Origin of the sequence: Rhizobium sp. P38BS-XIX (assembly GCF_012641435.1) — a bacterium.
GTDB lineage: Bacteria > Pseudomonadota > Alphaproteobacteria > Rhizobiales > Rhizobiaceae > Rhizobium.
Genome location: NZ_JABAIJ010000003.1, coordinates 188,978 through 214,235, shown reverse-complemented (window position 1 = coordinate 214,235; position 25,258 = coordinate 188,978). Strand labels below are relative to the sequence as shown.

The window sequence follows — 25,258 nt, the reverse complement described above, 5'->3', positions numbered from 1 at the left end:
ATCACCAAATCAGACCCTGACCAACCCAAGAGGAGGAATGATGAGCACGATCGGAAAGGCGCTGGCATTGCTGGATACCCTGTCACGGCTGGACAAGGAGGCGGGTCTGACCGACATCGCTCGCCTGTGCGCACTGGACAAGGCGACGGCACGACGCTTTCTGGTGGAGCTGGAAAAACACGGCTTCGTGGAACAGGATCCGGATAGCCGCCGCTACCGCATCGGCTCGGCGCCGGTGCGTCTTGCGCGCATCCGCGAGGCTCGCTTTCCGTTTCTGCGGATCGCCATTCCCTTTATAAAGGCGCTCGCCGAATCGTCGACGGAAACCGTGCACCTCTCGGAATTTTCCGGCGGCCGGCTCTCAACAATTCATGTCGAAGACTCGCCGCGCGCTCACCGCATCATCGTGGATGTCGGCAGTCTTCTGCCTTTCCATGCCACGGCATCGGGCTTGGCATTCCTGGCCTTTTGTCCGCAGACGGAAATCGAGGCAGCTCTCGCGAAAAATCTCGAGAGATTTACCGACAGCACCGTCACCGATCCGCAACTGGTTCGCGCCGCGCTCGACGAAACGGCAACGCGCGGCTTTTCCATCAGCCACCAGGGTCTGGAGACCGGCGTGATCAGCACTGCCGCGCCGGTGCGCACGCCCAGCGGCCGTCCCATTGGCTGCGTCGCTATTGCCGCTCCGCTTTCGCGCACCACGAAGACGGCCATTCAGGAATTTGGCGCTCTGGCCGTCGCGACGGCCAATGCGATCTCAGAAAAATATTACGGGTCGGAAAGACCCACGGGAACCATTCCAGACATCAGGAGGAGAGATTGATGAGCCCCGCGGCTCCCCTGCCAAAGATACTCGTCATCGGCACCGGTGACACCAAGTGCGACGAACTGCAATTCATGGCATCGGTCATTACCGAAGCCGGCGGGCAGCCGGTCATGATGGATGTGAGCATTCTCGGCGATCCGCCCTATACGCCTGACTATTCCAAGCATGACATTGCCAAGGCCGCCGCAACGACGATCCAAAACATCGCCGCAAGCGGTGATGAAAACAGCGCCATGGCAGCCATGGCAAGAGGCGCTACGGCGCTGACGCACCGCCTTTATGAGGAGGGACTGGTCGACGGCGTCATCGTGCTCGGTGGCTCCATGGGAACGGACCTGGCGCTTGATGTTGCCGCCGTCCTGCCGCTCGGTGTCCCGAAATTCGTGGTTTCGACCATCGCCTATTCCCATCTCATTCCGCCGGAACGTATCGCGCCCGATCTGATGATGATCCTATGGGCCGGCGGTCTCTACGGTCTCAACAGCATCTGCCAGTCGGTTCTCTCCCAGGCCTGCGGCGCGATTGTCGGCGCGGCAAGGCACGGCACCAAGCCTGATCGCAAGCGGCCGCTCGTCGGCATGACATCGCTCGGCTCCTCCTGCCTGAAATATATGAAGTATCTGAGACCCGAGTTAGAAAAACGCGGCTATGACGTCGCCGTCTTCCATTCCACCGGCATGGGCGGGCGCGCCTATGAAGCGATCGCCGCGAAGGGGGACTTTGCCGCCGTATTCGACTTCTGCATCCAGGAGGTCAGCAACCATCATTACGGCACCGTCGTCACCTCCGGGCCGGACAGGCTTGAGAATGCCGGACGCGCCGGCACTCCGCAGATCGTGGCTCCAGGCGCAGTCGACATGGTCGATCTCCAGGCGTGGCAGGACTTGCCCGCGATCTTCGCGGATCGTCCCTATCACGCCCATAACCGGTTGATCGGATCAGTCACGACATCCCCCGAGGGCCGGCGTGAAGTCGCACGACTGATCGGGGAAAAGCTGAAACGCGCCGAAGCAAAGGTCGCTTTCCTCCTGCCAACCGAGGGCCTGCAGGAATGGGACAAGCCGGAAGAGCCGCTGCATGATCCCGAAGGGCTAGACGCCTTTATCGACGAGATGCGCCGGGCCATCCCGCCTTCCGTCACGCTGCAGGAAGTCGACGCCCATATCAACGCACCCGCCTTCTCCACCGCCGCCCTCGCAATATTCGATCGATGGGTCGCCGAAGGCGTCATTCCGGAGGGACGGCCATGACACAAGACCGCGCTCTTATCCTCGACTTCGGTGGCGTCGTCACCCGCACCCTGTTCGAAACCCATGACATCACCGAACGCACGCTCGGCCTTCCCAGGGGATCGCTGACCTGGCTCGGGCCGTTCGACACAACGACGGATCCGCTCTGGGTCGCGATGCAGAACCGCGAGATTACCGAACGCGACTACTGGCTCAAGCGCACGAACGAAGTCGGCAAGCTTGTCGGTGAAAACTGGACCGATATGCAGACCTTCGTGCGCCGGGCGCGCGGCGCCGAGCCGGAACTGGTTCTGCGACCGGAAGCCCGCAACGCCATCCTTCGCGCCAAGGAAGCCGGCCTGAAGCTGGCGATCCTGTCGAACGAGCTCGACCTCTTCTACGGCGTCGAGTTCCGCCAGCGCTTTCCGCTGATCGAGCTTTTCGACGTCATCGTCGATGCCACCTACACGAAGATCCTGAAGCCCGATCCCCGCGCCTACGAACTCGTTCTTTCCGAGCTCGACTTGCCGCGAGAAGCCTGCGTCTTCGTCGACGACCAGAAGAAGAACATCGAGGGCGCTGAAGCCGTGAGCCTGCCTCACGTGCATTTCGACGTGACCCGCCCTGCCGAAAGCTATGCCCAAGCACTTGCGATGCTGGGACTCTGAACAAAGAGGAATTTGATATGCGTGAGACCAATTTCATCATCGAAAACAACGCCCGCCACCTGTGGCATCCGATGGCGCATCCCGCTGAAATGCAGGCCAACCCGCCGCGCATCATCAACTCAGGCGAAGGTGTCGAAATCGTCGATATTCATGGGAAAAAGGTGCTGGACGCGGTCGGTGGCCTCTGGAATGTCAATCTCGGCTATTCCTGCGAACCGGTGAAGAAGGCGATCCGCGATCAGCTCGATGAGCTGCCCTATTACTCGACCTTCCGTGGCACAACGAACTCGCCGTTGATCGAATTGTCCTACGAGCTTGCCGAATGGTTCAAGCCGGATGGCCTCAGCCGTTCCTTCTTCACCTCGGGCGGCTCGGATTCAGTCGAGACCTGCCTGCGGCTGGCGCGCCAGTTCCATAAGGTCAATGGCCAGCCGGAGCGCACCAAGTTCGTGGCACTGAAGAAGGGTTATCACGGTACGCATTTCGGCGGCGCCTCGGTGAACGGCAACCAGAACTTCCGCCGCAACTACGAGCCGCTGCTGCCGGGCGTCATCCACCTCCCCGCGCCCTTCTCCTATCGCAACCCTTTCAACACCACCGATGACGCCGAGATTACGGCTGCGATCGGCAGGCTCTTCGAGGATGAAATCGCCTTCCAGGGCGCCGATACGATCGCAGCTCTGATCGTCGAGCCAGTCCTTGGTGCCGGCGGCGTTATCGTTCCGCACGAAACTTTCCTGCCGCTGATGCGCGAAATCTGCGACCGCCACGGCATTCTCTTGATTGCCGACGAGGTCATCACGGCGTTCGGCCGCACCGGCGCCTGGACCGGATCGCGTCTCTGGGGCGTGCAGCCGGACATGATGTCGACGGCCAAGGCGATCACCAACGGCTATTTCCCCTTCGGCGCTGTCATGATTTCCGACAAGGTCGCGCAGGTCTTCGAAAGCAACAAGAGCGCGGTCGGAAGCATCGGCCACGGCTACACCTATTCCGGCCATCCGGTGGGTGCCGCTGCGGCCCTTGCCACCTTGAAGGAAACCAAGCGGCTCAACGTCGCCGAAAACGCCGCCGCCCGTGGTGAAGAGCTGCTCTCCGGCTTGAAGAAGCTGCAGGACAAGCATGAGCTGATCGGCGACATCAGAGGCAAGGGCCTGATGTGCGCCCTGGAACTCGTCAGCGACCGCGCAAAGAAAAGCGGCGCCGCCAAGGACGTCATCCAGAAGGTGCAGGACGCGACCTATGATGCCGGCGTGCTCGTGCGCACCTCGGGCGCCAACGTCATCATGTCGCCGCCGTTGATCGTTACCGCCGAGAATGTCCAGACCATGCTGACCGCGCTCGATGCCGGCCTTACTGCTGCGGGAGCCTGATGATGTCCGACAACGCAGCCCTTATCGCGCGGCGCGAACGGCTTTTGGGCCAAAACATGTCGCTCTTTTACGACGACCCCGTGCATCTCGTGCGCGGGGAAGGCGTCTGGCTATGGGATGCCGACGGCCGTAAATATCTCGATTGCTACAACAATGTGCCGCATGTCGGCCATTGCCACCCCCGCGTGGTGGAAGCGATCACACGGCAGGCTTCGACGCTGAACACGCATACGCGCTATCTGCATGAAGGCATTCTCGACTATGTCGAGCGGCTGACGGCGACTTTCGACGAGAGCCTGAACGCCGCGATCCTGACCTGCACCGGCAGCGAAGCGAACGACGTGGCGCTGCGCATGGCGCAGGCGGTGACGGGCAAGACAGGCGTCATCGCCACGAACCACACCTATCATGGCAACACGACCGCCGTGTCGCAGCTCTCCACCCGCATGCCGCCCGTCGGTGGCTTTGGCGGCCATGTTCGCCACGTGCCGGCACCGGACAGTTATCGTCCGCTTGGCGGTGAAGGCGGAGACGCCTTTGGCACAGCCTTTGCGGCAGAGGTCGAGAAGGCGATCGCCTCGCTTCAGAACACGCCACATGGCTTCTCGGCCATCATCATCGATCCGTTTTTTGGCAATGAAGGCTTTCCGGATCTGCCGCCGGGCTTTCTCGACAAGACGGTCGCCGCCGTACGCAAGGCTGGCGGTCTCGTGATTACCGACGAAGTACAGCCCGGTTTCGGCCGCACCGGCACGCATACGTGGGGTCACCAGCACGCCAGCATCGTTCCCGACATCGTCACGCTGGGCAAGCCGATGGCAAACGGTCACCCGGTCGGCGGCGTGATTGCCAATCTCGACACGATAAACGCATTCCGCAAGGCGTTCCGCTATTTCAACACCTTCGGCGGAAATCCAGTCTCCTGCGCGGCCGCCATGGCCGTGCTCGATGTCATCGAGGATGAAAATCTTATCGAGAATGCCCGCAACGTCGGCGAATACACGCGTAACGCCTTCCAGCGACTGGCCGAGAAACACTCGATCATCGGCGACGTTCGCGGCAGCGGCCTCTTCATGGGCACCGAGTTCGTGATGGACAAGCAGACGAAGGAGCCGGCAACCGCTGAAGCAACCCGCATCGTCAACGAAATGCGCGAACGCGGCGTGCTGATGGGCAAGATCGGCATTCACCAATGCGCCACGAAGATCCGCCCGCCCATGCCGTTCACGCGGGAAAATGCTGACTACATGTTGTCGATCTTCGACGACGTCCTGTCTGGCCTGTGAGGCGATATGGCTGATCAGTTGCCGCAGACCATCCGCGACGCGTTGCAAAAGCGCGCGCTGGAAGCCCTCGACCATTGGCCTGTTCGGGCTCACGAGCCTGTCCTGATGAAATATCGGGAAAACGCCGTCTTTCGCATCACGCTGGGGGACGGCCAGTTCGCCGCGCTCCGGTTGCATCGCCCTGGCTATCACGACGAGACGAGCCTGCGTTCGGAGCTGCATTTCATGGCAGCGCTCAAGCTCGGTGGCCTGGATGTGCCGAGCCCGGTGCCGACGATCCGCAAGCAGAGCCTAGTCCGCCTGCCGGCGACCAGGCATTTTCCCGAGCAACATGCGGACGTGGTGAGCTGGATCGATGGGGCTCCGCTGGGTCAAAGTGGCATGCCGCTGCCGCATTCGGCTGAGAGGCAGGCCGACATCTTCTTTCGCATCGGCCAGGACATGGCCACCATGCACGAGCTTGCCGATGCCTGGCAACCACCCGAGCGCTTTCGCCGTCCGGCATGGGATGCCGAAGGTCTCGTCGGCGAAAAGCCGCTATGGGGCCGCTTCTGGGATTGCAAAGGTCTTTCCTCCGAGAGCGTCATGGCGCTATCGGCGCTGCGCGCCGAGCTTCGTCAAGCGCTTGCGAACGCAGGCAACCAAGGCCTCGATTATGGTTTGATCCATGCTGATCTCGTGCGGGAAAACATTTTCCTGACGGGTGCGGACGGTAATGTCGCCTTCATCGATTTCGACGATGCGGGCCATGGCTTTCGACTGTTCGATCTCGCAACGACCTTGCTCAAGAATCGCAACGAGCCCACCTATCACGCGATCGAGGCTGCACTGATAGCAGGCTATCGCAGCAGGCGGATGCTGGCCGACGCGGCACTTGCGAGCCTGCCGCTTTTCATGGTGCTGCGGAGTCTCACCTATATCGGATGGCTGGCCGAACGCCCGGAAATACCGGGCGCTGCAGAACGCCTGTCGCGTTACGTCGACGAAAGTCTGGAGATGGCAAGAAAGCTCAACGCGGCCGCTTGACATCCTTTCCACTATTGTTAACGTGTTAAGTAAATAAAGTTCGGGAGGACTTGATGCCACATCTCGCCATCGAATATTCGGCCAACCTGGATGGCCGCGCGGACATTGGCGCGCTCTGCGAACGGCTGCTGAAAACGATTCTGGACACCGAGCTTTTCGAGGTCGGCGCCGTGCGGGTACGCGCCTTTCGCGCCGATCACTACGCCATCGCCGACAAGCTGCCCGAAAACGCCTTCGTCGATCTGAACTTCCGCATCGGCAAGGGTCGCACGGACGAAGAGAAGAAGCGCACAGGCGAGGCAATCTTTGCCGCTGCCATCGACGTTCTCGGCCCCCTCTTCGAGACCCCGCATTTCGCGCTGTCGTTGGAGATCCGCGAGATCGACGCGCAACTGAGCTGGAAGAAGAACGCCATTCATCCGCGTCTGCGCGGCAAGTGACCACGCCCGCCTTAGGGACGAGATAACATCAAGGAAATAGACGATGTCCAAATTGCAGGAAAACATCGCAAAGGCCGAAAGCTTTCTGGCCCGATTCAAGGAGCGCGGTGTTCTCAACCGCATCAACGGCGAGGATGTCCGTGCCGATGACGATTCGACCTTCGAGACCATTTCGCCGGTCGATCTGAAGCCGCTTGCCACCGTCGCTCGCGGCAAGGCTGCCGATATCGATCGTGCCGCCAAGGCCGCAAAGGCCGCCTTTGCCGAATGGGCTGCCATGCCGGGTGACGCCCGCAAGAAGCTTCTGCACAAAATTGCCGATGCGATTGTGGCCCGCGCCGAAGAGATCGCTTTCGTCGAATGCATGGACACCGGGCAGTCGCTGAAGTTTATGGCCAAGGCCGCCCTGCGTGGCGCCGAGAATTTCCGCTTCTTCGCCGATCGTGCGCCGGAAGCCCGTGACGGCAAGGCGATCCGCGCCGAAGGCCAGGTGAACCTGACGACACGCGTGCCGATCGGCCCGGTCGGAATCATCACGCCCTGGAACACGCCTTTCATGCTGTCCACCTGGAAGATTGCGCCAGCGCTTGCCGCCGGATGCACCATCGTCCACAAGCCGGCCGAATTCTCGCCGCTGACGGCCCGCCTTCTGATTGACATCGCCGAGGAAGCCGGCCTGCCGAAGGGCGTGTGGAACCTCGTCAACGGCTTCGGCGAAGACGCCGGCAAGGCTCTGACGGAACACCCATTGATCAAGGCGATCGGCTTCGTCGGCGAAAGCCGCACCGGCTCGATGATCATGAAGCAGGGCGCCGACACGCTGAAGCGCGTGCATTTCGAGCTCGGCGGCAAGAACCCGGTTATCGTCTTTGCCGATGCCGATCTTGAGCGCGCCGCCGATGCGGCCGTCTTCATGATCTACTCTTTGAACGGCGAGCGCTGCACCTCGTCTTCGCGCCTGCTGGTCGAGGAAAGCGTCTACGACAAGTTCACCGCGATCGTCGCCGAGAAGGCCAAGCGCATCAAGGTCGGCCATCCGCTGGACCCGGAAACCGTCGTAGGCCCGCTCGTTCATCCCGTGCACGAAAAGAAGGTACTGGAATATATCCAGATCGGCCGGGCGGAAGGTGCCACGCTTGCTGCCGGCGGCGAGAAGGTCAACGGCCCCGGTGGCGGTTGCTATGTCTCGCCAACCCTGTTCACCGGCGCCAACAACCGGATGCGCATCGCCCAGGAAGAAATCTTCGGGCCGGTGCTGACGGCCATCCCCTTCAAGGACGAAGCGGATGCATTGGCGCTTGCCAACGACGTCCAGTACGGCCTGACCGGCTATCTCTGGACCTCCGACGTCACGCGCTCCTTCCGTTTCACCGATCATCTCGAAGCCGGCATGATCTGGGTGAATTCGGAAAACGTCCGCCATCTGCCGACCCCCTTCGGCGGGGTCAAGAGCTCCGGCATCGGCCGCGACGGCGGCGACTGGTCTTTTGATTTCTACATGGAAACCAAGAACATCGCCTTCGCGACCAAGCCGCACGCCATCCAGAAACTCGGCGGCTGAGCCGCTAACATCCCATAACTACGCATACGAGGAGGAACAAATGCCCCTGCCGAAACCCAATCTCTATCCGCCCTTCAACATCGTGCGCCTCAGCCACATCGAGTTCGGCGTCACCGATCTTGCCAAGTCCCGCGCGTTCTATGTCGACACGCTTGGCCTGCAGGTAACGGACGAGACGGCCGATACGATCTACCTGCGTGCGATGGAGGAGCGTGGCCATCACTGCATTGTGCTGAAAAAGTCCGACAAGGCCGAAGCCCGTGATCTCGGCTTCAAGGTGTTCAGCGACGAAGACCTCGACAAGGCGGCGCATTTTTTCAAGGGTAAGGACCTGCCGGTGGAATGGGTCGAGCGGCCCTACCAGGCGCGGACGTTCCGCACCCGCGACCCGCACGGCATCCCGCTCGAATTCTATTCGAAGATGGACCGTCTGCCGCCGATCCACCAGAAATACGCGCTCTACAAGGGCGTGAAGCCGCTGCGCATCGACCACTTCAACTGCTTCTCGACCAATGTCGACGAGAGCGTTGCCTTCTATAACGAGCTTGGCTTCCGTGTAACGGAGTATACGGCGGACGAAGAGACCGGCCGCCTTTGGGCCGCGTGGACGCACCGCAAGGGCGGCGTCCACGACATCGCCTTCACCAATGGCCGCGGCCCGCGCCTGCATCACACCGCCTTCTGGGTGCCGACGCCGCTCAACATCATCGACCTGCTCGACCTGATGGCGACGACCGGCTGGGTTGCCAATATCGAGCGCGGTCCGGGACGTCACGGCATCTCCAACGCCTTCTTCCTCTATATCCTCGATCCCGATGGCCATCGCATCGAGATCTATTGCTCGGACTACCAGACCGTCGATCCCGATCTTGAGCCGATCAAGTGGGATCTGAAAGATCCGCAGCGTCAGACGCTTTGGGGTGCGCCGGCTCCCAAATCCTGGTTCGAACATGGTAGCCTGTTTGCCGGTGCGGAAGTGGCCGAGCCTGACCTGAAGGCTCAGCCGATTATCGCTCCTTAAGCGTTACCCTTGAGAGCGGGTGAAAAACGCCCGCTCCTCATCAACGTTCGCAAGCGCGAGGAGGCAATCATGAATTTGAAAGACGCAACATTGTTCCGTCAGGCGGCATTGGTCGGAGGCGAGTGGATCGAGGCCGATCCATCCAATGCGATCAAGGTCGACAATCCGGCGAATGGCGAGATCATCGGCCTGGTTCCCAATCTGGGTGCTGCCGAGACCAAGAAGGCAATTGCTGCAGCCGAAGTTGCTCAGAAGGAATGGGCCGCCCGCACCGCCAAGGAACGCTCCGGCATCCTGAAGCGCTGGTTCGAGCTGATGATGGAAAACCAGGACGACCTTGGGCGCATCCTGACGGCCGAACAGGGCAAGCCACTGCCGGAAGCCAAGGGCGAGATCGCCTATGGCGCCAGCTTCGTCGAATGGTTTGCCGAAGAGGGTCGTCGTGTTTATGGCGACATCATTCCCGGCCACCAGAAGGACAAGCGCATTCTGGTCATGAAGCAGCCGATCGGCGTCGTGGCGGCGATTACGCCCTGGAATTTCCCCAATGCCATGATCACCCGCAAGGCCGGTCCTGCCTTTGCCGCCGGCTGCGCCATGGTGCTGAAACCTGCCTCGCAGACACCGTTTTCGGCAATCGCAATCGCGATCCTAGCCGAACGCGCCGGCCTGCCAAAGGGGCTCTTCAGTGTGCTGACGGGCTCGGCCCGCGCCATTGGCGGCGAGATGACCTCGAGCCCGATCGTCCGCAAGCTCACCTTCACCGGCTCGACCGAAGTCGGCGCCGAGCTCTACAAGCAGAGTGCACCGACCATCAAGAAACTCGGCCTCGAACTGGGCGGCAACGCACCCTTCATCGTCTTCGATGATGCCGATCTCGATGCGGCTGTCGAAGGCGCGCTGATCGCCAAGTTCCGCAACAACGGCCAGACCTGCGTCTGCGCCAATCGTCTCTATGTGCAGGATGGCGTCTATGATGCTTTTGCGGAAAAGCTTTCCAAGGCGGTTGGGTCGTTGAAAACAGGCGACGGTTTCGACGAAGGCATCAATCTCGGCCCGCTGATCGACGAGGCAGCGCTTGCCAAGGTCGAGGAACACGTCGCCGATGCCCTTTCCAAGGGCGGCCGCGTCGTTGCCGGTGGTCATCGCCATCAACTCGGTGGGCGCTTCTATGAGGCAACCGTGCTTGCCGATGTCACCCCTGCCATGGCAGTGGCGAAGGAAGAGACCTTCGGGCCGGTGGCTCCCCTCTTCCGCTTCAAGGACGAGGCCGATGTTATCACCCAGGCTAACGACACCGAATTCGGCCTCGCCTCTTATTTCTATGCCAAGGACCTCGCCCGCGTCTTCCGCGTCGCCGAAGCCCTGGAATACGGCATGGTCGGGGTCAATACGGGCCTGATCTCGACGGCCGAAGCGCCTTTCGGCGGCGTCAAGCTTTCCGGCCTCGGCCGCGAGGGATCGCGCTACGGCATCGAGGAGTTCACCGAAATCAAATATGTCTGCCTCGGCGGCGTCGTCTGAGGTCAAGAGAAGGCCATGAAAGCATGACCCATCCAAGATTCCTGTCTTTTTCGAGAAACGGCCGTCATGGCTACGGGCTTGCGGTCGACGGCGGTGTCGTTGACCTTTCGACCCGCCATGGCGCGACATGGGCGACGCTACGCGAAGTGATCGGGGCCGGTCGCCTCGTTCAACTCGCCGAGGAAGCCAAATCATTGAAGCCGGATTTCGCACTCGACGACATCCGCTTCGAGATTCCCATTCCGTCCCCGGAGAAGATCATTTGCGTCGGGGTCAATTTCCCCGACCGCAACGAGGAGTATAAGGATGGGCAGGCTGCCCCCTCCAACCCCTCGCTCTTCATCCGCTTTCCGCGGTCGTTCACCGGACATGCCCAGCCGCTAATCCGGCCGCCGGAAAGCCCGCAGCTCGACTACGAAGGCGAGATCGTCATCGTGATCGGCAAGGGCGGCCGCCGGATTGCCGAAGCCGATGCCTTCAACCACATCGCGGCCCTCTCGCTTTGCAACGAAGGCACGATCCGTGACTGGGTACGGCACGCGAAGTTCAACGTCACCCAGGGCAAGAACTTCGACAATACAGGCTCGATCGGCCCCTGGCTGATCCCCTTCACCGATGCGGCTCAGCTCGACGACATCGAGCTGAAAACTCGCGTCAACGGCGAAGTGCGCCAGAGCGACCGCACCAGCCGGATGATCTTCTCCTTCCGCAAGATCATCAACTACATCTCCACCTTCATCACGCTCGTTCCCGGTGACGTCATCGTCACGGGGACGCCGACCGGCGCCGGCGCCCGCTTCGACCCGCCGATCTGGCTGAAGCCGGGCGATGTCGTCGAAGTCGAGGCCGATGGTCTCGGCATCCTCAAAAACACGATCGCAGACGAGGTGCGCTGATGCTGTCGCAAGATGAAATCCAGGCCGCGGCAGAGAGCCTCGATCAGGCGGAGCGGACGCGCGTCCAGACCGGGCTCCTCTCGCTGAAGCACCCGCAGATGACCATGGACGATTCCTATGCGGTCCAGAGTGCATGGGTGCAGAAGAAGATAGCTCAGGGACGCAAGCCGATCGGCTGGAAGATCGGACTGACGTCAAAGGCAATGCAATATGCCCTCAACATCAACATCCCGGACTCCGGCGTGCTCTTCGACGACATGATCTTCGAGGACGGCGCGACCGTGCCGGCTGATCGCTTCATCCAGCCGCGCATCGAGGCTGAGATCGCCTTTGTTATGAAGGCGCCACTCAAGGGGCCAAACGTCTGGATCTTCGATGTGCTGAATGCCACCGACTATGTGACTCCTGCCCTCGAGATTCTCGACACGCGCATCCTCCGGGTCGATCCCGACACAAAGAAGGCGCGTAGCATCGTCGACACCATCTCCGACAATGCCGCCAATGCCGGCATCGTCACCGGCGGCCGCGCCGTGCGGCCCGACCAGATCGACATGCGCTGGATGGGTGCGATCGTCAGCCGCAACGCCGAAGTCGAGGAAACCGGCCTTGGCGCCGGCGTTCTTAACCAGCCGGCTCGCGGCATCGCCTGGCTTGCCAATCGCCTGTCACAATATGGCGACGGTATCGAAGCCGGCCAGATCGTGCTTGCAGGGTCTTTCATCCGCCCGATCGAGGCGCGGCACGGCGATACGATCACTGCCGATTTCGGTCCCTACGGATCGGTCAGCCTGTTCTTTGCATGAAGGAGTAAGACATGCCTGCGCCCAAGAACCTCTTTAAACAGGCACTGAAGGAAGGGCGGGCGCAGATCGGCCTCTGGCAGGCCCTCGCCAATGCCTACACGGTCGAGATATCAGCAGGCGCCGGTTACGATTGGCTGCTGCTCGACGCCGAGCATGCGCCGAACGACGTGCCGCTGCTCGTCTCGCAACTGCAGGCGATGAAGGGCACGGCGAGCCACGCAATCATCCGTCCGCCGATCGGCGAGACCTGGATCATCAAGCAGATGCTCGATATCGGCGCTCAGACCCTGCTCATCCCGATGGTCGAAAGCAAGGAGATGGCCGAGACCATGGTCAAGGCTGTGCGCTATCCGCCGCACGGCGTGCGCGGCGTCGGCGCGGCCCTCGCCCGCGCTTCAGCGTTCAACCGCATCCCGGATTACCTTGCAAAGGCCAATGATGAGATCTGCCTGCTTCTACAGGTGGAAAGCCGTGCAGGGCTCGCGGCACTCGACGATATCGCTTCGACCGAAGGCGTCGACGGCGTCTTCATCGGCCCGGCCGATCTCGCCGCCGATATGGGCTATCTCGGTAAGCCGGGTGCCCGTGAAGTTCAGGCCGAGGTCGAGAAGGCTCTGGCGAAAATCCAGTCGCACGGCCAGGCCGCGGGCATCCTGATCGGCGATCTCTCGCTGGCAAAACGCTACCTCGAGCTTGGTGCGACGTTCGTCGCGATCGGCAACGACGTCACCCTGCTTGCCAACGCCACGACAAAGCTCCTCGACGACTTCAAGAAAGCCGACGCCGCCAAGCCGCCGGCGGACGCCAAGGTCTATTGATCGCTGACGCCGCCTCCCCGGCGTCGCATGACCTTGCGCCTCATCGCGCAAATTATCGGCCTTGAGGATACGTTGTGCACGCTCAGTCAAAACGGACTGCACAGCTGGACGCGACGCCTCTGCATGCATCGGCCATGATGATCCGGAAAGCCAAGAGGAGGAAACATGCGTTTCAAGAACAAGACCGCCCTGATAACCGGCGGCGGTACGGGCATCGGCGCGGCAGTTGCGCGCCGCATCCGGCAGGAGGGCGGCAATGTCGCGCTTGTCGGCCGTCGCCCTGAGCCGCTTCGCGCCGTTGCAGATGAAATCGGCGCAACCATCGTCGCGGCCGATGCCGCCGATGGTGCGGCGATGAAGACTGCCGTCGAGAAGGTCGTAGAGACCTATGGCGGCCTTGATATCCTGATTGCCAATGCCGGCGGCCATGGCATCGGGCCGACGGTAAGCATGTCGGACGAGACATGGGATCTCGCCGTCCGCCTCAACCTCAATACCGCTTTCGTTAGCGCCCGAGAATCCCTGCCCCATCTCATCAAGAACCAGGGCAATATCGTCGTCCTCGCCTCGATCGCCGGGCTGTTTGCAGGGCCGGATGCGGCCGGCTACGTCACCATGAAGCACGGCTGTATCGGGCTCGCGAAATCGCTGGCGCGCGACTATGGCCGCAAGGGCGTTCGCACCAACACCGTCTGCCCGGGTTGGGTGACGACCGCCATGGCCGACGAGCAGATGGAGTTCATCGTCGAGAAATACAAGCTGAACAGCATCGAGGAAGCCTATGCGCTCGTCACCAAGGACGTGCCGCTCGGCCAGCCGGCAACCGCCGAAGACGTCGCCAATGCCGTCTGCTTCCTCGCTTCGGGCGAAGCTTCGATGATCAACGGCGCAGTCCTGACCGTCGACGGCGGTGCCGGCACCGTCGACCTGCCGACGCTGGCTTTTGTAGAATAGAGGGAGGAGATACCGATGAACCAGAATCCCAAGGACTGGAAAACCTACGACGAATTCGCCTATGGCATCGACACCAACCGACTGCCCGCGACGGAGGCCTTGACCGGCTCGTCTCACAAGATCTCGTTCGACGACGGCCGCACGCTGGAGCTTGCTTTCGCCAAGGGCGAGGTCAAATGGTCAGATGGTCAGGGCAGCGGCACCGATCTCTCGGAGGTGATCGAAGTCGCGCCGAAGACCTATTTCGTCGAGATCATCTTTGCCGGCCGTCCCAAGGAAGCCGAGACGCTGATCCTCAATGTCGAAACGCGCCGCGTCCTTTCCATCTATTCGACCGTTCGCGATCTCAAGGAATCCGTTGGCGAACCGCAGGTCGCTCAGATCTTCTGCGCCGGTGTCATCGATGGTGGTACGGCGAGCGGGCCGGTGCCACATGAAAGCCGCGATCTGATCGGGCTTAGGGCGCACTTCACCTACAGCCCCAATCACGTCTACGAGCACACCTATCTCTCGTCGCAGCGCTATGCCTGGCAATGCCTCGTCGGCGTGCAGCGCGGCCACGGCGATGTCGATCTCACCACGACCTATAAGTTCGACGACAACCTCTACATCTTCACTTTCCGCGAATTCAAGATCGCGGTGGCATCGACCTTCTTCTATAATTTCAATGATATGCGTTCGACAGGCAAGTTCCTCGGCATCACCGGTGACGGCCGTATCCAGAACAGCCCGGCCGGCGCCTTCATCCGCAAGGCGTCGATGACCTATTACCTGCCCGGCCAGGAACCTGTGTGAGGACACAATGCGTAGAGCATTCGATATCGTAAAGGCGCATTACGACGCCAACGACCGCCGCGACATGGATGGCATGCTCGCCGACATCGCGCCCGATTGCCGCTGGACGGAGATGGATGGCTTTCCCTGCGCCGGCACCTATGTCGGACCGCAGGAGATCTTCAAGAACGTCTTCCAGGCATTGGGACAGGCGTTTGATGGCTACACCTTCAAGCTCGAACGCCTGCTCGACGCAGGTGACGAAGTCGTTGGCATCGGAGACTACAGCGGCACAAACAAGCAGACCGGAAAGCCATTCAAGGCCCGCGTCGTGCATGTGTGGGGCGTCGCGGGAGACAAGATCCGGCGTTTCGAGCAGTTCACGGATACACTTAGAGTGGCCGAATCCATGCGATGAGCAATTGAGGCGGCTTGGCGCCGGCCGGGCCGCCTTGCCCGCCTAGGACATCCCGGCCTTGCGCCATTGCGACGGCGAAACACCATAGCGGTGGCGAAACGCACGCGAGAAATGGGCGCTTGAGGAAAAGCCGAGCGCAAAGGCGATCTCGGATATCTCTCCGGCATAACCGCCAGCTGCCTGCAATTGTACCGCTGCCTTCTGCACACGCCGATCCCAGATATACTCCGAGGGTGTCAGGCACTCGTCTTCGAATGCGCGATAGACATATCGCACCGAGCAGCCCATGCGGCGCGCGATCATGCTAACAGTCAGATCCGGTCTTTCGAGATTGATATCGATGAAGTCTTTGATCCGTCGTAGCAACACATCAAGCGGGTTGGTAAGCGGCCTTGCTTGCAACAGATCGGCACCGATCATAGTGCGCACCAGCTCGATCATGGTTTGGCCGACACTTGAGCGCCCGGCCTCATCAAGATGATCGATCTCATGGATGGTCGAATCCATCAGCGACAGAAGTATCCGGCACATGCCATCCTTATCGGCATGTGCCGTGAAGGGTTGGGACAACCGTTCCACGGCCGTCGTGGGCAGGCTATGACGCGGCAATTGCAGCAGCAGTTGGCGCACTTCCGTGCTGTTCGTCAGCATGTAGGGACGGCTGGGATCGTAGATGACGACTGCATTTCGCGATACGGGTGCATGCAATCCGCCCTGTATGAGCGAAGCGATGCCTTCCGTTTGCACGATCAGCTTGATCGCATCCGGATCCTCCGGCGCCGCCGTCACATGATCGCCGAAGACGACGTGCCGGTCCGCCTCCAGCCGCGTCAGCCGGCAGCTGCCCAGCATGGCAGACGTCATGCGGCTCCTGTCTTCGTCCGCCGTACCGAAATCGAGCCGGACATTGCCGAAGATGTTGCGCGCCAGCCGTGCAAACGCCCGCCCGCTGGCACTATCGACATGTCGGTGAAGCGCTGCGGCCATGATTGCTGCCCTCAATTGGTGAGATAGCCGCCATCGACCGGCAGGCAAGCGCCGGTGATATAGCGTGCCGCGTCGGACGACAGGAAGACGATCGCATCGGCGACTTCCTCGGAACCGCCCCACCGGCCGGCCGGGATACGTTTGAGGATCGGCGTCGACACCCGTTCGTCAGCAAACAGCCCCCGACTCAAGGGTGTGACGATCCAGCCGGGCGCAACAGCGTTCACACGGATGTCGGCCTGTGCATATTCCTGTGCGAGCGATTTGGTCAGCTGCACGATCGCGCCCTTGCTCGCCGCATAGGCCGGCCGATCGGCAGCGCCGAATGTTGAATACATCGAGGCGATGTTGACCATTGCCGACCCCGCCCGCATGCGCCGGCGCGCCAGGCGACAACAATCCATGACCGATGTGAGATTGATCGCCATCACCTCATCAAATGCAGTCTTCTCCCATTCGCTTCGATCGCGACTGACACCAGTGCAATTCACCAGGACATCGATCGCCTCGACCGACGAGAAGAAGGCTTCCATTGCACCGGGCTTCACTACATCAAGCTCGCGATTTTCGATCCGCCGGCTCGGCGGCGCCATCGCGGCACCAAGCCCAAAACTGACGACGCGGGCACCGAGATCTGCAAAGCGTTGCGCGGTCGCAGCCCCTATGCCCGATGTTCCGCCGGCAATGACGACGGATCGTCCAGCGAAAAGATCAGCAGAGAATGTCATGAGAGCTCCTTTGCTTCAGCTTGCCAGATAGGCGCCGTGCAGAATGTCCGGCTGCGCCTTGAGCGTCGCGGCCGAGCCTGAAAAGACCAGACGCCCACGCTCCAGCACGAGCGCCTGATCGGCGAGGTCGAGCGCGAGATTGGCAAACTGCTCGATCAACAAGACGCCGATGCCGCGCGCGGCGGCAATCTTCAGCGCCTCGGCCAGACGCTTGACGACGGCCGGCGCCAGGCCAAGCGACAGTTCGTCGACGATCATGAAGCGCGGCTTGGCGACGAAGGCCTGCGCCATCGCGACCATCTGCTTCTGACCGCCAGAAAGATTCGATGCCGATTGCCGCCGCCGCTCGGCAAGCTCGGGAAAGATCTCATAAGCATGTGCTAGGCCTTCTCGCCGCGCCGCTGCCGATCCCTCGAGCGATGCGACGAGAATATTATCCTCGACGGAAAGCTGCCCAAGCACGCGATGCCCTTCCGGTACGAGCGCAAGACCGGCGCGGCGAATGCGATCCGGCGAAAAACCTTCGAGCGCCGCACCACCGAGAAGCACAGAGCCACCGCGCGGAAGGACGCCGGCCATTGCCATGACTGTGCTCGACTTGCCCGCCCCGTTGGCGCCGAGCAACGTTGTGATGTTCCCAGCCGCGACCGAAAAGGAAACGTCATGAATGACACGCTTACCGCCGCGCTGGACAACGAGATTTTCGACACGAATTTCGGATGTGGTGTCCATGTCAGAACTCCCCCAGATAGGCACGCCGCACATTGGGATCGGCCAGCACGCTCTGCGTCGGCCCGAGCGCCAGAAGCTTGCCGTAGTCGAGCACCATGGTTTCGCTGCACATGGAACGGATAAGATCGACGTCATGGTCGATAATCAGAACCTGCGCCCGGAACTCCGCCGGGATGCGCAACACCAGCTCGCGAAAGGCCTTGCCTTCCTCTTCGGTCAGCCCCGCCGCCGGTTCATCCAGCAGAATGAGCTTCGGTTCGCCGACGACGCATTTCGCCAGCTCGACAAGACGGCGCTGGAAGAGATTGAGGGATTGGCCGAGCCTCTCGGCAACATCGGTCAAGCCAGCAAAAGCAAGAGCCTGGTTGACCGCACGGGCATGATGCCCGGCACCGACGACATGATCGGTGATGGCGGCGATGTTGCCTGCGACCGTCAGGTCCTCCACCACCTGCTCCGTCTGGAACGAGCGGCGCAGACCGGCACGCACCCGCTGCAACGGTGTCATCGGCAACAACGGTCGCTCACCGAGCGCAACCGATCCCTGGATCGGCTTCACGAAACCGGAGAGCACGTTGAGCAATGTGGTCTTGCCCGCGCCGTTCGGGCCGATGAGGCCGGCGACGGGCGCTGTCAGCACCGCGCTGAGCTCATTGATCGGTCGCATGCCGCCGAACTGAACGATGAGGTTGTCGATCTTGATCATCGCGCACTCCCCCGGGAAAGAGCCGCATTGAGCCTGATGATGATAGCCGATATCTGGCCGGCGATGCCGGCTGGCGCGGTCGCCAAGGCATGGAACAGGGCGACGCCAAAAATCCCGATCGTGATATAGCCATCGATGCCGAGATCGGTGAGCAAGGCCGGCACGGCGCGCAGCAACAGGCCGGCGATGATGGCACCGTACCAGTTGAAGGCACCGCCGACGATCGCAAGCGCGAAGAGGTTTAGGCTTTCGAAAGCCCCGAAGGCACGCCCGTCGAGCTGGCCGACATTGCCCGCCAGCAATCCGCCGGCAAGACCGGCGAGAAAGCCGCTCAGCGCAAATGCCCAGGCCTTGTAGATCAGCACATTGACGCCGCTTGCAACAGCAACCGTCTCGCCCTTGCGGATCAGCGCCCAGGCGCGCCCGGGGCGAGCGAGCTTATGCCATTGCGCAATCAGCAGACCGATTGCCGCGACAGCACAGACATAGAGGAAATACGAAACTTCGCCATCGGCGATAACAGGCCTTGCGAGCATCGCGCGGCCGGAACCATCGGCCCGCCCGAGGAAGCCGGGACCGCCGTCCGGAAAACCCCAGGCGCTGATGACGATCTGGAAGGCGCCTGCGAGCATCAGCGTCACGAGCGCGAGATAGAGACCGCGCAAGCGCAATGCCGGCATGCCGAATGCCAACCCGACCACCGAGGCAACAACGCCGCCGGCAAGCAGGCTCAACTCGAACGGCGGATGGAAGGCGTGGCCGACGCGGAGCGTTACCCAGCCGCCGACGCCGACAAGCGCGAACTGGCAAAGGGAAACGAGACCGAGCTGGCCGTACAGAATGGCAAGCCCGGCAACGGATAGCGACAAGGCAACCACCGAGGTCGCGGCAGAGAGCCAGAAGGAATTGGCAAGAAGGGCAACGACGGCCGAAAAGATCAGCATCGTGACGGGAACATGAAGAAGCTGCTTGGGCAGACGCACCATCGATAGGCTTTCGGCTGTTGGGGCGATTGTTTGTTCCTGAACGGTCATCGGTCCTTCAACGCGGCGCGCGCCGTGCCTCCCAGTATGGTCACCGCGACGAGCGCGATGACGAAGGGTGCCGCCGCGCGATAGGGCGATATCCACGCAATCGGCGTCAGCACGGCTTCGGCAATGCCGATCAGGATGCCGGCAACGGCGGTTTGCCACAGCGACTGCAACTGGCCGAGGATCGCGGCAGCAATTGCCGGGATCACCAGCAAGGTGAGAAAGGTGCCTTGCAAGCGAACGAGATCGGCCAGCAACAGGCCGGCAAAGCCGGAAAAGATGCCGGTCATGATCCAGGCAGCGGTCTCCGTGTAGAGGATACGTACCCCGAGAACGGCGCTGAGATCGCGATCATTCGCAAGGGCGCGCATGTCCAAACCGAGGCGCGTCCGGGTCAAAAGCAACGTGATGGCAACGACCATGACGACAGAGAGGATGATGGCGATGATGCGCGTGAACGTAAGGCGCACGGCAAAGAGGGAAATGAACATCTGATCGGTCGGAAACTGTAGGCGTCGCGGCAGCTCGCCCCAGATGACGCCCATGATCGCGATCAGGATCAGTGCTGGCGCCAGGGTGCCGACGGCGCGCACGACGATATCGCGATGCGACAGCATGGGCGCGAAGATCCGACCATAGAGAAAGCTGATCACCGTCGAGACGGCAACGGCGGCGAGGATGGCAACGGCGAGCGGCATCTTCCACTCCAGCAATTGCCAGGCGCAATGCGCGCCGATGGCGCCAAAGGCTCCAAATGCGAAATTGAGAACGCCGGTCGCCCGAAACAGGACGACGAGACCGACGCCCGAGAGCGCATAGACGGCACCGATCCCAAGTCCGGAAATGACGAAAGGTAGAAGGTTCATGGAACGATCCTCTACGGCGCAGCGCGTTTTCCGACGCGCGAAGGACGCCATAACATTCTAGATCAACGCATCGAGCTTTCCGAAAAGCGACCCCGATTTTCAGGCCGATGCGTAAGGTCGCTCGGCTCCGCAACTCCTGCTGCGAAGCCGATGGCAAGCGTCAGGCGTCAATTGATGCCAGCGGACTTTTCGAAGGCACGGACGTCTTTCAGCTCGGGATCAGGCGACGGCGTGCAATCGGAAACGACCTTCCATTTGCCGCCCTCGCTGACCGCCATGCGCGTCGTGGAGTTGGCGTTGTGACGCGATTGGCTATCGCCGAAATACCAGGGAGCGCAGAAGATATCGCTCTTGAAGCCCTTGATCCCTCGCACGGCGGCAGAGACCGTTTCGCGGTTGATATTGGAAGGATCGAGCGTCATCAGCGCTTTCTCGGCAATGCGGGCCGAGAGGTAGCCGGCCTGGGCGAATGTGTCGCGCGGGTCGGACTTCTGGCCGTACTGGTCCATGACGGCGAGCCAGTTCTGATTGTCCGGCGTCTTGGCATTCAGATCGTTGAATTCCATATTGACGTAGAACTTGTCGTCCCAGCCTGAGCCGATAGTGGACGGAACCGAGAGATCATAGGCAGAGGCGGCGCTCAGGAAGGTGATCGTCTGGTTGAGGCCCTGCTCTTCGGCGGCAGTCAAAAGCGGCACAGCCACGCCCTTTGAAAGGCCGAGCACGATGACATCCGGCTTGCTCGCAGCTGCCTGCAGGATGATGGACGTAGCATCGGCAGAGCCGGGGTCCATCAGGATCGTTTGGGCGGCGAAGCCCTTTTCCTTGGCAAGCAACATCACGCCATCGCAAGACCACGTGCCGACATTCGGGATATTCGGGCCGATGCAGACGACGGACTTGGCATTCAGCTTGTCGAGCGCATAGCCCATGGCGCCAAGCATCGAGACACGAGGCCCGGCATTAGTCGGGGCATAATTCTCGGCGAAGTAGCACTCACGCGGCACTCCGACGCCGGCGACAACAAGAATACCCGACTTCTTGTAGAAATCGGCGTTTGCGCCGCATTCGACATAACTGGAATTGCCGACCATCAGCACGGCCTTCTCATCGTTGACGAGCTTCGCGGCCAGCTGCGCCGCGATTTCCGGGTTCCACTGGTCGTCCTCGACCAGATATTTGACCGGCCGACCCTTGATGCCGCCATTGGCGTTCAGGCAGTCGAAGTAGGCCTTCGCCGCCTTGGTGGAATTGGAAAAGTCATCCGGTCCGGTCTTGCCAGTGATGGCGCCGATGACGATCGGCTCGCCGGTTGCCGGCTTGCCGCTATTGTCGCCGCAGGATGCGGCCGCATGGGCTGTGAATGCAGAGGCGAGCATTAGAAAAAGGCTGATTGCCAGCCCTCTCAGATTGATAGGCATTGTTTCCTCCCGGTGTGTTGTCCCGTTCCCCACGGGCTCTTTGCTTTCCTGATTTCCGGCTCAGCCGGAAATCGCCTTTCCAGTCATGAAGGCCGCAGCCTTTGCCGCAATCATCATCGTCGGGGCATTGGTGTTGCCGGATACCAGGGTCGGCATGATGGAGGCGTCGCAGACGCGCAGCCCCTCGATCCCGCGCACCTTCAGATCCGGTCCGACGACTGCCATGCGGTCATCCGCGCGGCCCATGCGCGCCGTTCCCGCCGGGTGAAACACCGTCTTGCAGGATTGACGGATATAATCGCGCAGTACTTCGGGATCCTTCTCGACGCCGGGCTTCGGCAACACGCGGCGCTTGACCAGCTTGGAAAGCGCCGGCGCATCGAGAATGCGGATCGCCGTTTCCACACCGCGGACCAGAGTTTCGATATCGGCGGGGTCGGAAAGCAGATTGGCATTGAAATCCATCTGCTCGGACGGATTTTTGCTCTTCAGCTTTATCCAGCCGCGCGAGCGTGGCCGCAGATAGCAAGGGCCGATGCTCAAGCCGTGACCTGGTTCCGGATCGCGATCGACAAAGCCGATCAGAACGGGCAGAACGTGGAACTGCACATCCGGCTGCCCTGTGCCAGCCGTATCGATAAAACCGCCGCACTCGACGACATTGGACGTCAGCAGGCCGCGATGCGAGGTCAGATAGCGCAACATGTGACCGGCGGCCCGCAGACCCTTGTCGTGGCCTAGAATTGAGATCGGCTCGCGCGTCTCACCCTGCACCGGCACTTCGAGATGGTCCTGATAATTGGCGCCGACGCCAGGCAGATCGGCGACGACCTTGATGCCGAGCGAGGTGAGATGCTCACCGTCGCCAATCCCTGACAATTGCAGGATCTTCGGCGTGGCAATGGCGCCGGCGGTGAGCGCAATCTCGCGGGACGCCTTGAAGACCGTGCCGTCGAGCAGCTCGACACCGACAGCCTTGTGCCCTTCGAACAGGATGCGGGCAACCTTGCGCTCCGTCAGCACGGTCAGGTTCGACCGCTTCTCCGCCTCGCGCAAGAAGGCCTGGGCTGAGCTCCAGCGACGACCGCCATAGGTGGTGCTCTGATAGAAGCCGACACCTGCCTGATCCGCCCCGTTGAAATCGTCATTATGGGGAATGCCGATTTCGGTTGCCGCCTTGATGAAGGCTTCGCTCAAGGGATGGCGATGACGCGGGTCGGAAACGCGCAGGCCACCTTTACTGCCATGATATTCGCCATTCAGCCGCTCATTGTTCTCAAGCGAGCGGAAAGCCGGTAGCACATCCTCGTAAGACCAGCCCTGGCAGCCCATCTGCGACCAGGTATCGTAGTCGTTGCGATGGCCGCGAATATAGATCATCGCGTTCACGGAGCTGCCGCCGCCGAGCACATTGCCCTGCGGAATGATGCTCGGCCGCCCGTTTAAACCCTTGTCGGGGTCCGAGGCATAGGGATGAATGTCGATGCCCTTGCCCAGCACCTTGAAAAAGGTCGCTGGTATGTGAATCCAGGGATCAGAGTCCCGGCGCCCGGATTCGATCAGCAGCACCTTATGCGCCGGGTTTTCCGAAAGCCGGTTTGCCAGTACGCAACCCGAGGAGCCGCCACCGACGATGATGTAGTCGTAACTCGTCATGATCAGCTCAGCACCGTCTGGATCGTGGTGAATTCTTTCAGGCCTTCAGTGCCAAATTCGACGCCGATGCCGGACTGCTTCACGCCGCCGAAAGGCGCATTCGGCTGGATGGTGCCGTGCTTGTTGATCCAGACAGAGCCACATTCGAGCTGCAAGGCATAGCGCTTCGCCTTCTCGGCATCGGAGGACCAAACGGACCCGCCGAGACCGGCCGGATTTTGATTGGCACGGGCGATCACTTCGTCGATATCGCTGTAGCGGATGATCGGCAGAGCCGGGCCGAACTGCTCCTCATCGACCAGGCGCACGCCGTGATCGACATCAGCGACAAGCGTAATCGGATAAAAATAGCCCGGGCGATCCATCGGCACTCCACCCGTCAGGATTCGTCCTCCATGAGCACGCGCATCGTCAACGAGTTCGCGCACCTTGTTGAACTGCATCTCGTTTTGCACCGGACCGAGAATGCTCGCCTCGTCCAGGCCGTCGCCGACGGCGATCCTGGAGGCATAGTCCGCAAGGCCATTGCAGACCTCGTCATAGAGGCTGTCATGGACATAGAGGCGCTTCAACGCCGCGCAGGTCTGGCCATTGTTGATGAAGGCACCCCAAAAGAGGCCCTCGATGATGGCCTTAGGATCGGCATCCGGCAGCACAATGCCGGCATCATTGCCGCCAAGCTCCAGCGTCAGGCGTTTCAGCGTCGCAACTGCGGACGCCATGACTTTCCTGCCGGTTTCGGTCGAACCGGTGAAGGTCATCTTTGCAATGCCCGGATGCGCGGAGAGCGCCGCACCGATGCTGTTTTCGCCAGTGACGACGTTGACGACACCCGGCGGCAAGACCTCGTTGATGATCTCAACGAGACGAATGGTCGAAAGCGGCGTCAGGGGCGACGGCTTGATGACGACTGTGTTGCCGGCGCGGACAGCCGGAACGATATGCCAGCAGGCGATCATCACGGGCCAGTTCCAGGGCGTGATCGAACCGACGACGCCCATCGGCTTGCGATACAGCTCGACGCGGCCTTCATTGTCGTCCTGCAGGACCTCGATCGGCAGGTCGAGTTCGGCGGTATGCCGCGTCCAAGCGAGGGCGCCGCCGATCTCGAAGCGCGAGCCAAGACCGTTCAGCGGCTTGCCCTGTTCGCGTGTGAGAAGCTGGGCCAGCTCCTCGGCATGCTCATTGATCTTTTCCGCGACGGCGCGGCAGGCTGCGGCACGCTTTTCGCTGGAGGTCCGCGACCAACTCTTGAAGGCTCTCGTTGCCGCTGCCACGGCCTGGTCCAAATCTGCTTCCGAGCCAAGCGGCATATAGCCGACAATTTCGCCGTTCGATGGATTTGCGACCGCCGCATGATGGGACGTGGCAACAGGCTCGCCGCCGATAAGCAGAGTATACTGCTTCACGATATTCTCCTCCCGTGACTTTCGAGAGGACTATGACTTCCGCCGCAAAACCCGTCTTGGGGAGAAACGCGCTCCGTCTTGGACTGGAACGCAGATCGCGTT

Annotated in this window: 25 protein-coding genes; 16 read left to right on the top strand and 9 right to left on the bottom strand. The window is 61.3% G+C overall.

Annotated features, from left to right (window positions below):
• The first annotated feature begins 40 nt into the window (after positions 1-40).
• The 16 genes from HGP17_RS13030 (at position 41) to HGP17_RS12955 (ending at position 15,620) form a co-directional block, all read left to right on the top strand.
• Entirely contained in the window at positions 41-826 is a 786-nt protein-coding gene (locus HGP17_RS13030) for an IclR family transcriptional regulator (RefSeq protein WP_168809522.1), read from the top strand.
• A complete protein-coding gene (locus HGP17_RS13025; protein ID WP_168809521.1) occupies positions 826-2,079 on the top strand; it encodes a Tm-1-like ATP-binding domain-containing protein in 1,254 nt (417 codons plus the stop codon). Before HGP17_RS13030 ends, HGP17_RS13025 begins: the two co-directional genes overlap by 1 nt.
• Positions 2,076-2,726, top strand: a complete 651-nt coding sequence (locus tag HGP17_RS13020) for an HAD-IA family hydrolase (protein ID WP_168809519.1) — start codon at positions 2,076-2,078, stop codon at positions 2,724-2,726. Before HGP17_RS13025 ends, HGP17_RS13020 begins: the two co-directional genes overlap by 4 nt.
• A 17-nt stretch (positions 2,727-2,743) precedes the next feature.
• Positions 2,744-4,099, top strand: coding sequence for an aspartate aminotransferase family protein (locus tag HGP17_RS13015; protein WP_168809517.1), 1,356 nt, complete (start codon positions 2,744-2,746; stop codon positions 4,097-4,099).
• A 2-nt stretch (positions 4,100-4,101) separates the two neighbouring features.
• Positions 4,102-5,385 (top strand): aspartate aminotransferase family protein, encoded by a 1,284-nt coding sequence (locus tag HGP17_RS13010; RefSeq protein WP_168809515.1) that lies wholly within the window; start codon positions 4,102-4,104, stop codon positions 5,383-5,385.
• Positions 5,386-5,391: 6 nt separating this feature from the next.
• Positions 5,392-6,411 (top strand): phosphotransferase, encoded by a 1,020-nt coding sequence (locus HGP17_RS13005; RefSeq protein WP_168809513.1) that lies wholly within the window; start codon positions 5,392-5,394, stop codon positions 6,409-6,411.
• Positions 6,412-6,464: 53 nt separating this feature from the next.
• Positions 6,465-6,851, top strand: a complete 387-nt coding sequence (locus tag HGP17_RS13000) for a 5-carboxymethyl-2-hydroxymuconate Delta-isomerase (RefSeq protein WP_168809511.1) — start codon at positions 6,465-6,467, stop codon at positions 6,849-6,851.
• Between the two features lie 43 nt (positions 6,852-6,894).
• The gene (hpaE, locus tag HGP17_RS12995; protein ID WP_168809509.1) at positions 6,895-8,412 is read left to right on the top strand and encodes a 5-carboxymethyl-2-hydroxymuconate semialdehyde dehydrogenase; all 1,518 of its coding nucleotides are present in this window, start codon (positions 6,895-6,897) and stop codon (positions 8,410-8,412) included.
• 40 nt (positions 8,413-8,452) lie between these two features.
• Positions 8,453-9,433, top strand: a complete 981-nt coding sequence (hpaD, locus tag HGP17_RS12990; RefSeq protein WP_092707806.1) for a 3,4-dihydroxyphenylacetate 2,3-dioxygenase — start codon at positions 8,453-8,455, stop codon at positions 9,431-9,433.
• Between the two features lie 69 nt (positions 9,434-9,502).
• A complete protein-coding gene (gabD, locus tag HGP17_RS12985) occupies positions 9,503-10,957 on the top strand; it encodes an NADP-dependent succinate-semialdehyde dehydrogenase (RefSeq protein WP_168809507.1) in 1,455 nt (484 codons plus the stop codon).
• A gap of 23 nt (positions 10,958-10,980) precedes the next feature.
• Complete coding sequence (locus HGP17_RS12980; RefSeq protein ID WP_168809505.1) at positions 10,981-11,853, top strand: fumarylacetoacetate hydrolase family protein; 873 nt, start codon at positions 10,981-10,983, stop codon at positions 11,851-11,853.
• On the top strand, positions 11,853-12,656 hold the full coding sequence (hpaH, locus tag HGP17_RS12975; protein ID WP_168809503.1) for a 2-oxo-hept-4-ene-1,7-dioate hydratase: 804 nt from the start codon (positions 11,853-11,855) through the stop codon (positions 12,654-12,656). The genes HGP17_RS12980 and hpaH overlap by 1 nt, the downstream gene beginning before the upstream one ends.
• Positions 12,657-12,667: 11 nt before the next feature.
• A complete protein-coding gene (gene hpaI / locus HGP17_RS12970) occupies positions 12,668-13,474 on the top strand; it encodes a 4-hydroxy-2-oxoheptanedioate aldolase (RefSeq protein ID WP_168809501.1) in 807 nt (268 codons plus the stop codon).
• Between the two features lie 165 nt (positions 13,475-13,639).
• Complete coding sequence (locus HGP17_RS12965; protein WP_168809499.1) at positions 13,640-14,428, top strand: SDR family oxidoreductase; 789 nt, start codon at positions 13,640-13,642, stop codon at positions 14,426-14,428.
• A 15-nt stretch (positions 14,429-14,443) separates the two neighbouring features.
• Entirely contained in the window at positions 14,444-15,223 is a 780-nt protein-coding gene (locus HGP17_RS12960; RefSeq protein WP_168809497.1) for a MoaF C-terminal domain-containing protein, read from the top strand.
• A gap of 7 nt (positions 15,224-15,230) precedes the next feature.
• On the top strand, positions 15,231-15,620 hold the full coding sequence (locus tag HGP17_RS12955; protein ID WP_168809495.1) for a nuclear transport factor 2 family protein: 390 nt from the start codon (positions 15,231-15,233) through the stop codon (positions 15,618-15,620).
• A gap of 42 nt (positions 15,621-15,662) precedes the next feature.
• Here HGP17_RS12955 and HGP17_RS12950 read toward each other — a convergent pair whose 3' ends face one another.
• The 9 genes from HGP17_RS12950 to HGP17_RS12910 form a co-directional block, all read right to left on the bottom strand.
• Positions 15,663-16,607, bottom strand: a complete 945-nt coding sequence (locus HGP17_RS12950; protein WP_168809493.1) for a helix-turn-helix domain-containing protein — start codon at positions 16,605-16,607, stop codon at positions 15,663-15,665.
• Positions 16,608-16,618: 11 nt separating this feature from the next.
• Complete coding sequence (locus HGP17_RS12945; protein WP_168809491.1) at positions 16,619-17,335, bottom strand: SDR family oxidoreductase; 717 nt, start codon at positions 17,333-17,335, stop codon at positions 16,619-16,621.
• A 15-nt stretch (positions 17,336-17,350) separates the two neighbouring features.
• Positions 17,351-18,067, bottom strand: coding sequence for an ABC transporter ATP-binding protein (locus HGP17_RS12940; RefSeq protein WP_168809489.1), 717 nt, complete (start codon positions 18,065-18,067; stop codon positions 17,351-17,353).
• Position 18,068: 1 nt separating this feature from the next.
• On the bottom strand, positions 18,069-18,773 hold the full coding sequence (locus HGP17_RS12935) for an ATP-binding cassette domain-containing protein (protein WP_168809487.1): 705 nt from the start codon (positions 18,771-18,773) through the stop codon (positions 18,069-18,071).
• Complete coding sequence (locus HGP17_RS12930) at positions 18,770-19,807, bottom strand: branched-chain amino acid ABC transporter permease (RefSeq protein WP_168809485.1); 1,038 nt, start codon at positions 19,805-19,807, stop codon at positions 18,770-18,772. The genes HGP17_RS12935 and HGP17_RS12930 overlap by 4 nt, the downstream gene beginning before the upstream one ends.
• Positions 19,804-20,670, bottom strand: a complete 867-nt coding sequence (locus HGP17_RS12925; RefSeq protein ID WP_168809483.1) for a branched-chain amino acid ABC transporter permease — start codon at positions 20,668-20,670, stop codon at positions 19,804-19,806. Before HGP17_RS12925 ends, HGP17_RS12930 begins: the two co-directional genes overlap by 4 nt.
• 167 nt (positions 20,671-20,837) lie before the next feature.
• Positions 20,838-22,091 (bottom strand): ABC transporter substrate-binding protein, encoded by a 1,254-nt coding sequence (locus HGP17_RS12920; RefSeq protein ID WP_168809481.1) that lies wholly within the window; start codon positions 22,089-22,091, stop codon positions 20,838-20,840.
• A 60-nt stretch (positions 22,092-22,151) separates the two neighbouring features.
• On the bottom strand, positions 22,152-23,747 hold the full coding sequence (locus HGP17_RS12915) for a GMC family oxidoreductase N-terminal domain-containing protein (protein ID WP_168809479.1): 1,596 nt from the start codon (positions 23,745-23,747) through the stop codon (positions 22,152-22,154).
• A gap of 2 nt (positions 23,748-23,749) precedes the next feature.
• Positions 23,750-25,156, bottom strand: coding sequence for an aldehyde dehydrogenase family protein (locus HGP17_RS12910; RefSeq protein ID WP_168809477.1), 1,407 nt, complete (start codon positions 25,154-25,156; stop codon positions 23,750-23,752).
• Between the last annotated feature and the right edge of the window lie 102 nt (positions 25,157-25,258).

Coding starts and splice junctions, on each gene's coding strand:
- HGP17_RS13030 (WP_168809522.1), top strand. CDS start 41: ATGAGCACGATCGGAAAGGCGCTGGCATTGCTGGATACCCTGTCACGG.
- HGP17_RS13025 (WP_168809521.1), top strand. CDS start 826: ATGAGCCCCGCGGCTCCCCTGCCAAAGATACTCGTCATCGGCACCGGT.
- HGP17_RS13020 (WP_168809519.1), top strand. CDS start 2,076: ATGACACAAGACCGCGCTCTTATCCTCGACTTCGGTGGCGTCGTCACC.
- HGP17_RS13015 (WP_168809517.1), top strand. CDS start 2,744: ATGCGTGAGACCAATTTCATCATCGAAAACAACGCCCGCCACCTGTGG.
- HGP17_RS13010 (WP_168809515.1), top strand. CDS start 4,102: ATGTCCGACAACGCAGCCCTTATCGCGCGGCGCGAACGGCTTTTGGGC.
- HGP17_RS13005 (WP_168809513.1), top strand. CDS start 5,392: ATGGCTGATCAGTTGCCGCAGACCATCCGCGACGCGTTGCAAAAGCGC.
- HGP17_RS13000 (WP_168809511.1), top strand. CDS start 6,465: ATGCCACATCTCGCCATCGAATATTCGGCCAACCTGGATGGCCGCGCG.
- hpaE (WP_168809509.1), top strand. CDS start 6,895: ATGTCCAAATTGCAGGAAAACATCGCAAAGGCCGAAAGCTTTCTGGCC.
- hpaD (WP_092707806.1), top strand. CDS start 8,453: ATGCCCCTGCCGAAACCCAATCTCTATCCGCCCTTCAACATCGTGCGC.
- gabD (WP_168809507.1), top strand. CDS start 9,503: ATGAATTTGAAAGACGCAACATTGTTCCGTCAGGCGGCATTGGTCGGA.
- HGP17_RS12980 (WP_168809505.1), top strand. CDS start 10,981: ATGACCCATCCAAGATTCCTGTCTTTTTCGAGAAACGGCCGTCATGGC.
- hpaH (WP_168809503.1), top strand. CDS start 11,853: ATGCTGTCGCAAGATGAAATCCAGGCCGCGGCAGAGAGCCTCGATCAG.
- hpaI (WP_168809501.1), top strand. CDS start 12,668: ATGCCTGCGCCCAAGAACCTCTTTAAACAGGCACTGAAGGAAGGGCGG.
- HGP17_RS12965 (WP_168809499.1), top strand. CDS start 13,640: ATGCGTTTCAAGAACAAGACCGCCCTGATAACCGGCGGCGGTACGGGC.
- HGP17_RS12960 (WP_168809497.1), top strand. CDS start 14,444: ATGAACCAGAATCCCAAGGACTGGAAAACCTACGACGAATTCGCCTAT.
- HGP17_RS12955 (WP_168809495.1), top strand. CDS start 15,231: ATGCGTAGAGCATTCGATATCGTAAAGGCGCATTACGACGCCAACGAC.
- HGP17_RS12950 (WP_168809493.1), bottom strand. CDS start 16,607: ATGGCCGCAGCGCTTCACCGACATGTCGATAGTGCCAGCGGGCGGGCG.
- HGP17_RS12945 (WP_168809491.1), bottom strand. CDS start 17,335: ATGACATTCTCTGCTGATCTTTTCGCTGGACGATCCGTCGTCATTGCC.
- HGP17_RS12940 (WP_168809489.1), bottom strand. CDS start 18,067: ATGGACACCACATCCGAAATTCGTGTCGAAAATCTCGTTGTCCAGCGC.
- HGP17_RS12935 (WP_168809487.1), bottom strand. CDS start 18,773: ATGATCAAGATCGACAACCTCATCGTTCAGTTCGGCGGCATGCGACCG.
- HGP17_RS12930 (WP_168809485.1), bottom strand. CDS start 19,807: ATGACCGTTCAGGAACAAACAATCGCCCCAACAGCCGAAAGCCTATCG.
- HGP17_RS12925 (WP_168809483.1), bottom strand. CDS start 20,670: ATGAACCTTCTACCTTTCGTCATTTCCGGACTTGGGATCGGTGCCGTC.
- HGP17_RS12920 (WP_168809481.1), bottom strand. CDS start 22,091: ATGCCTATCAATCTGAGAGGGCTGGCAATCAGCCTTTTTCTAATGCTC.
- HGP17_RS12915 (WP_168809479.1), bottom strand. CDS start 23,747: ATGACGAGTTACGACTACATCATCGTCGGTGGCGGCTCCTCGGGTTGC.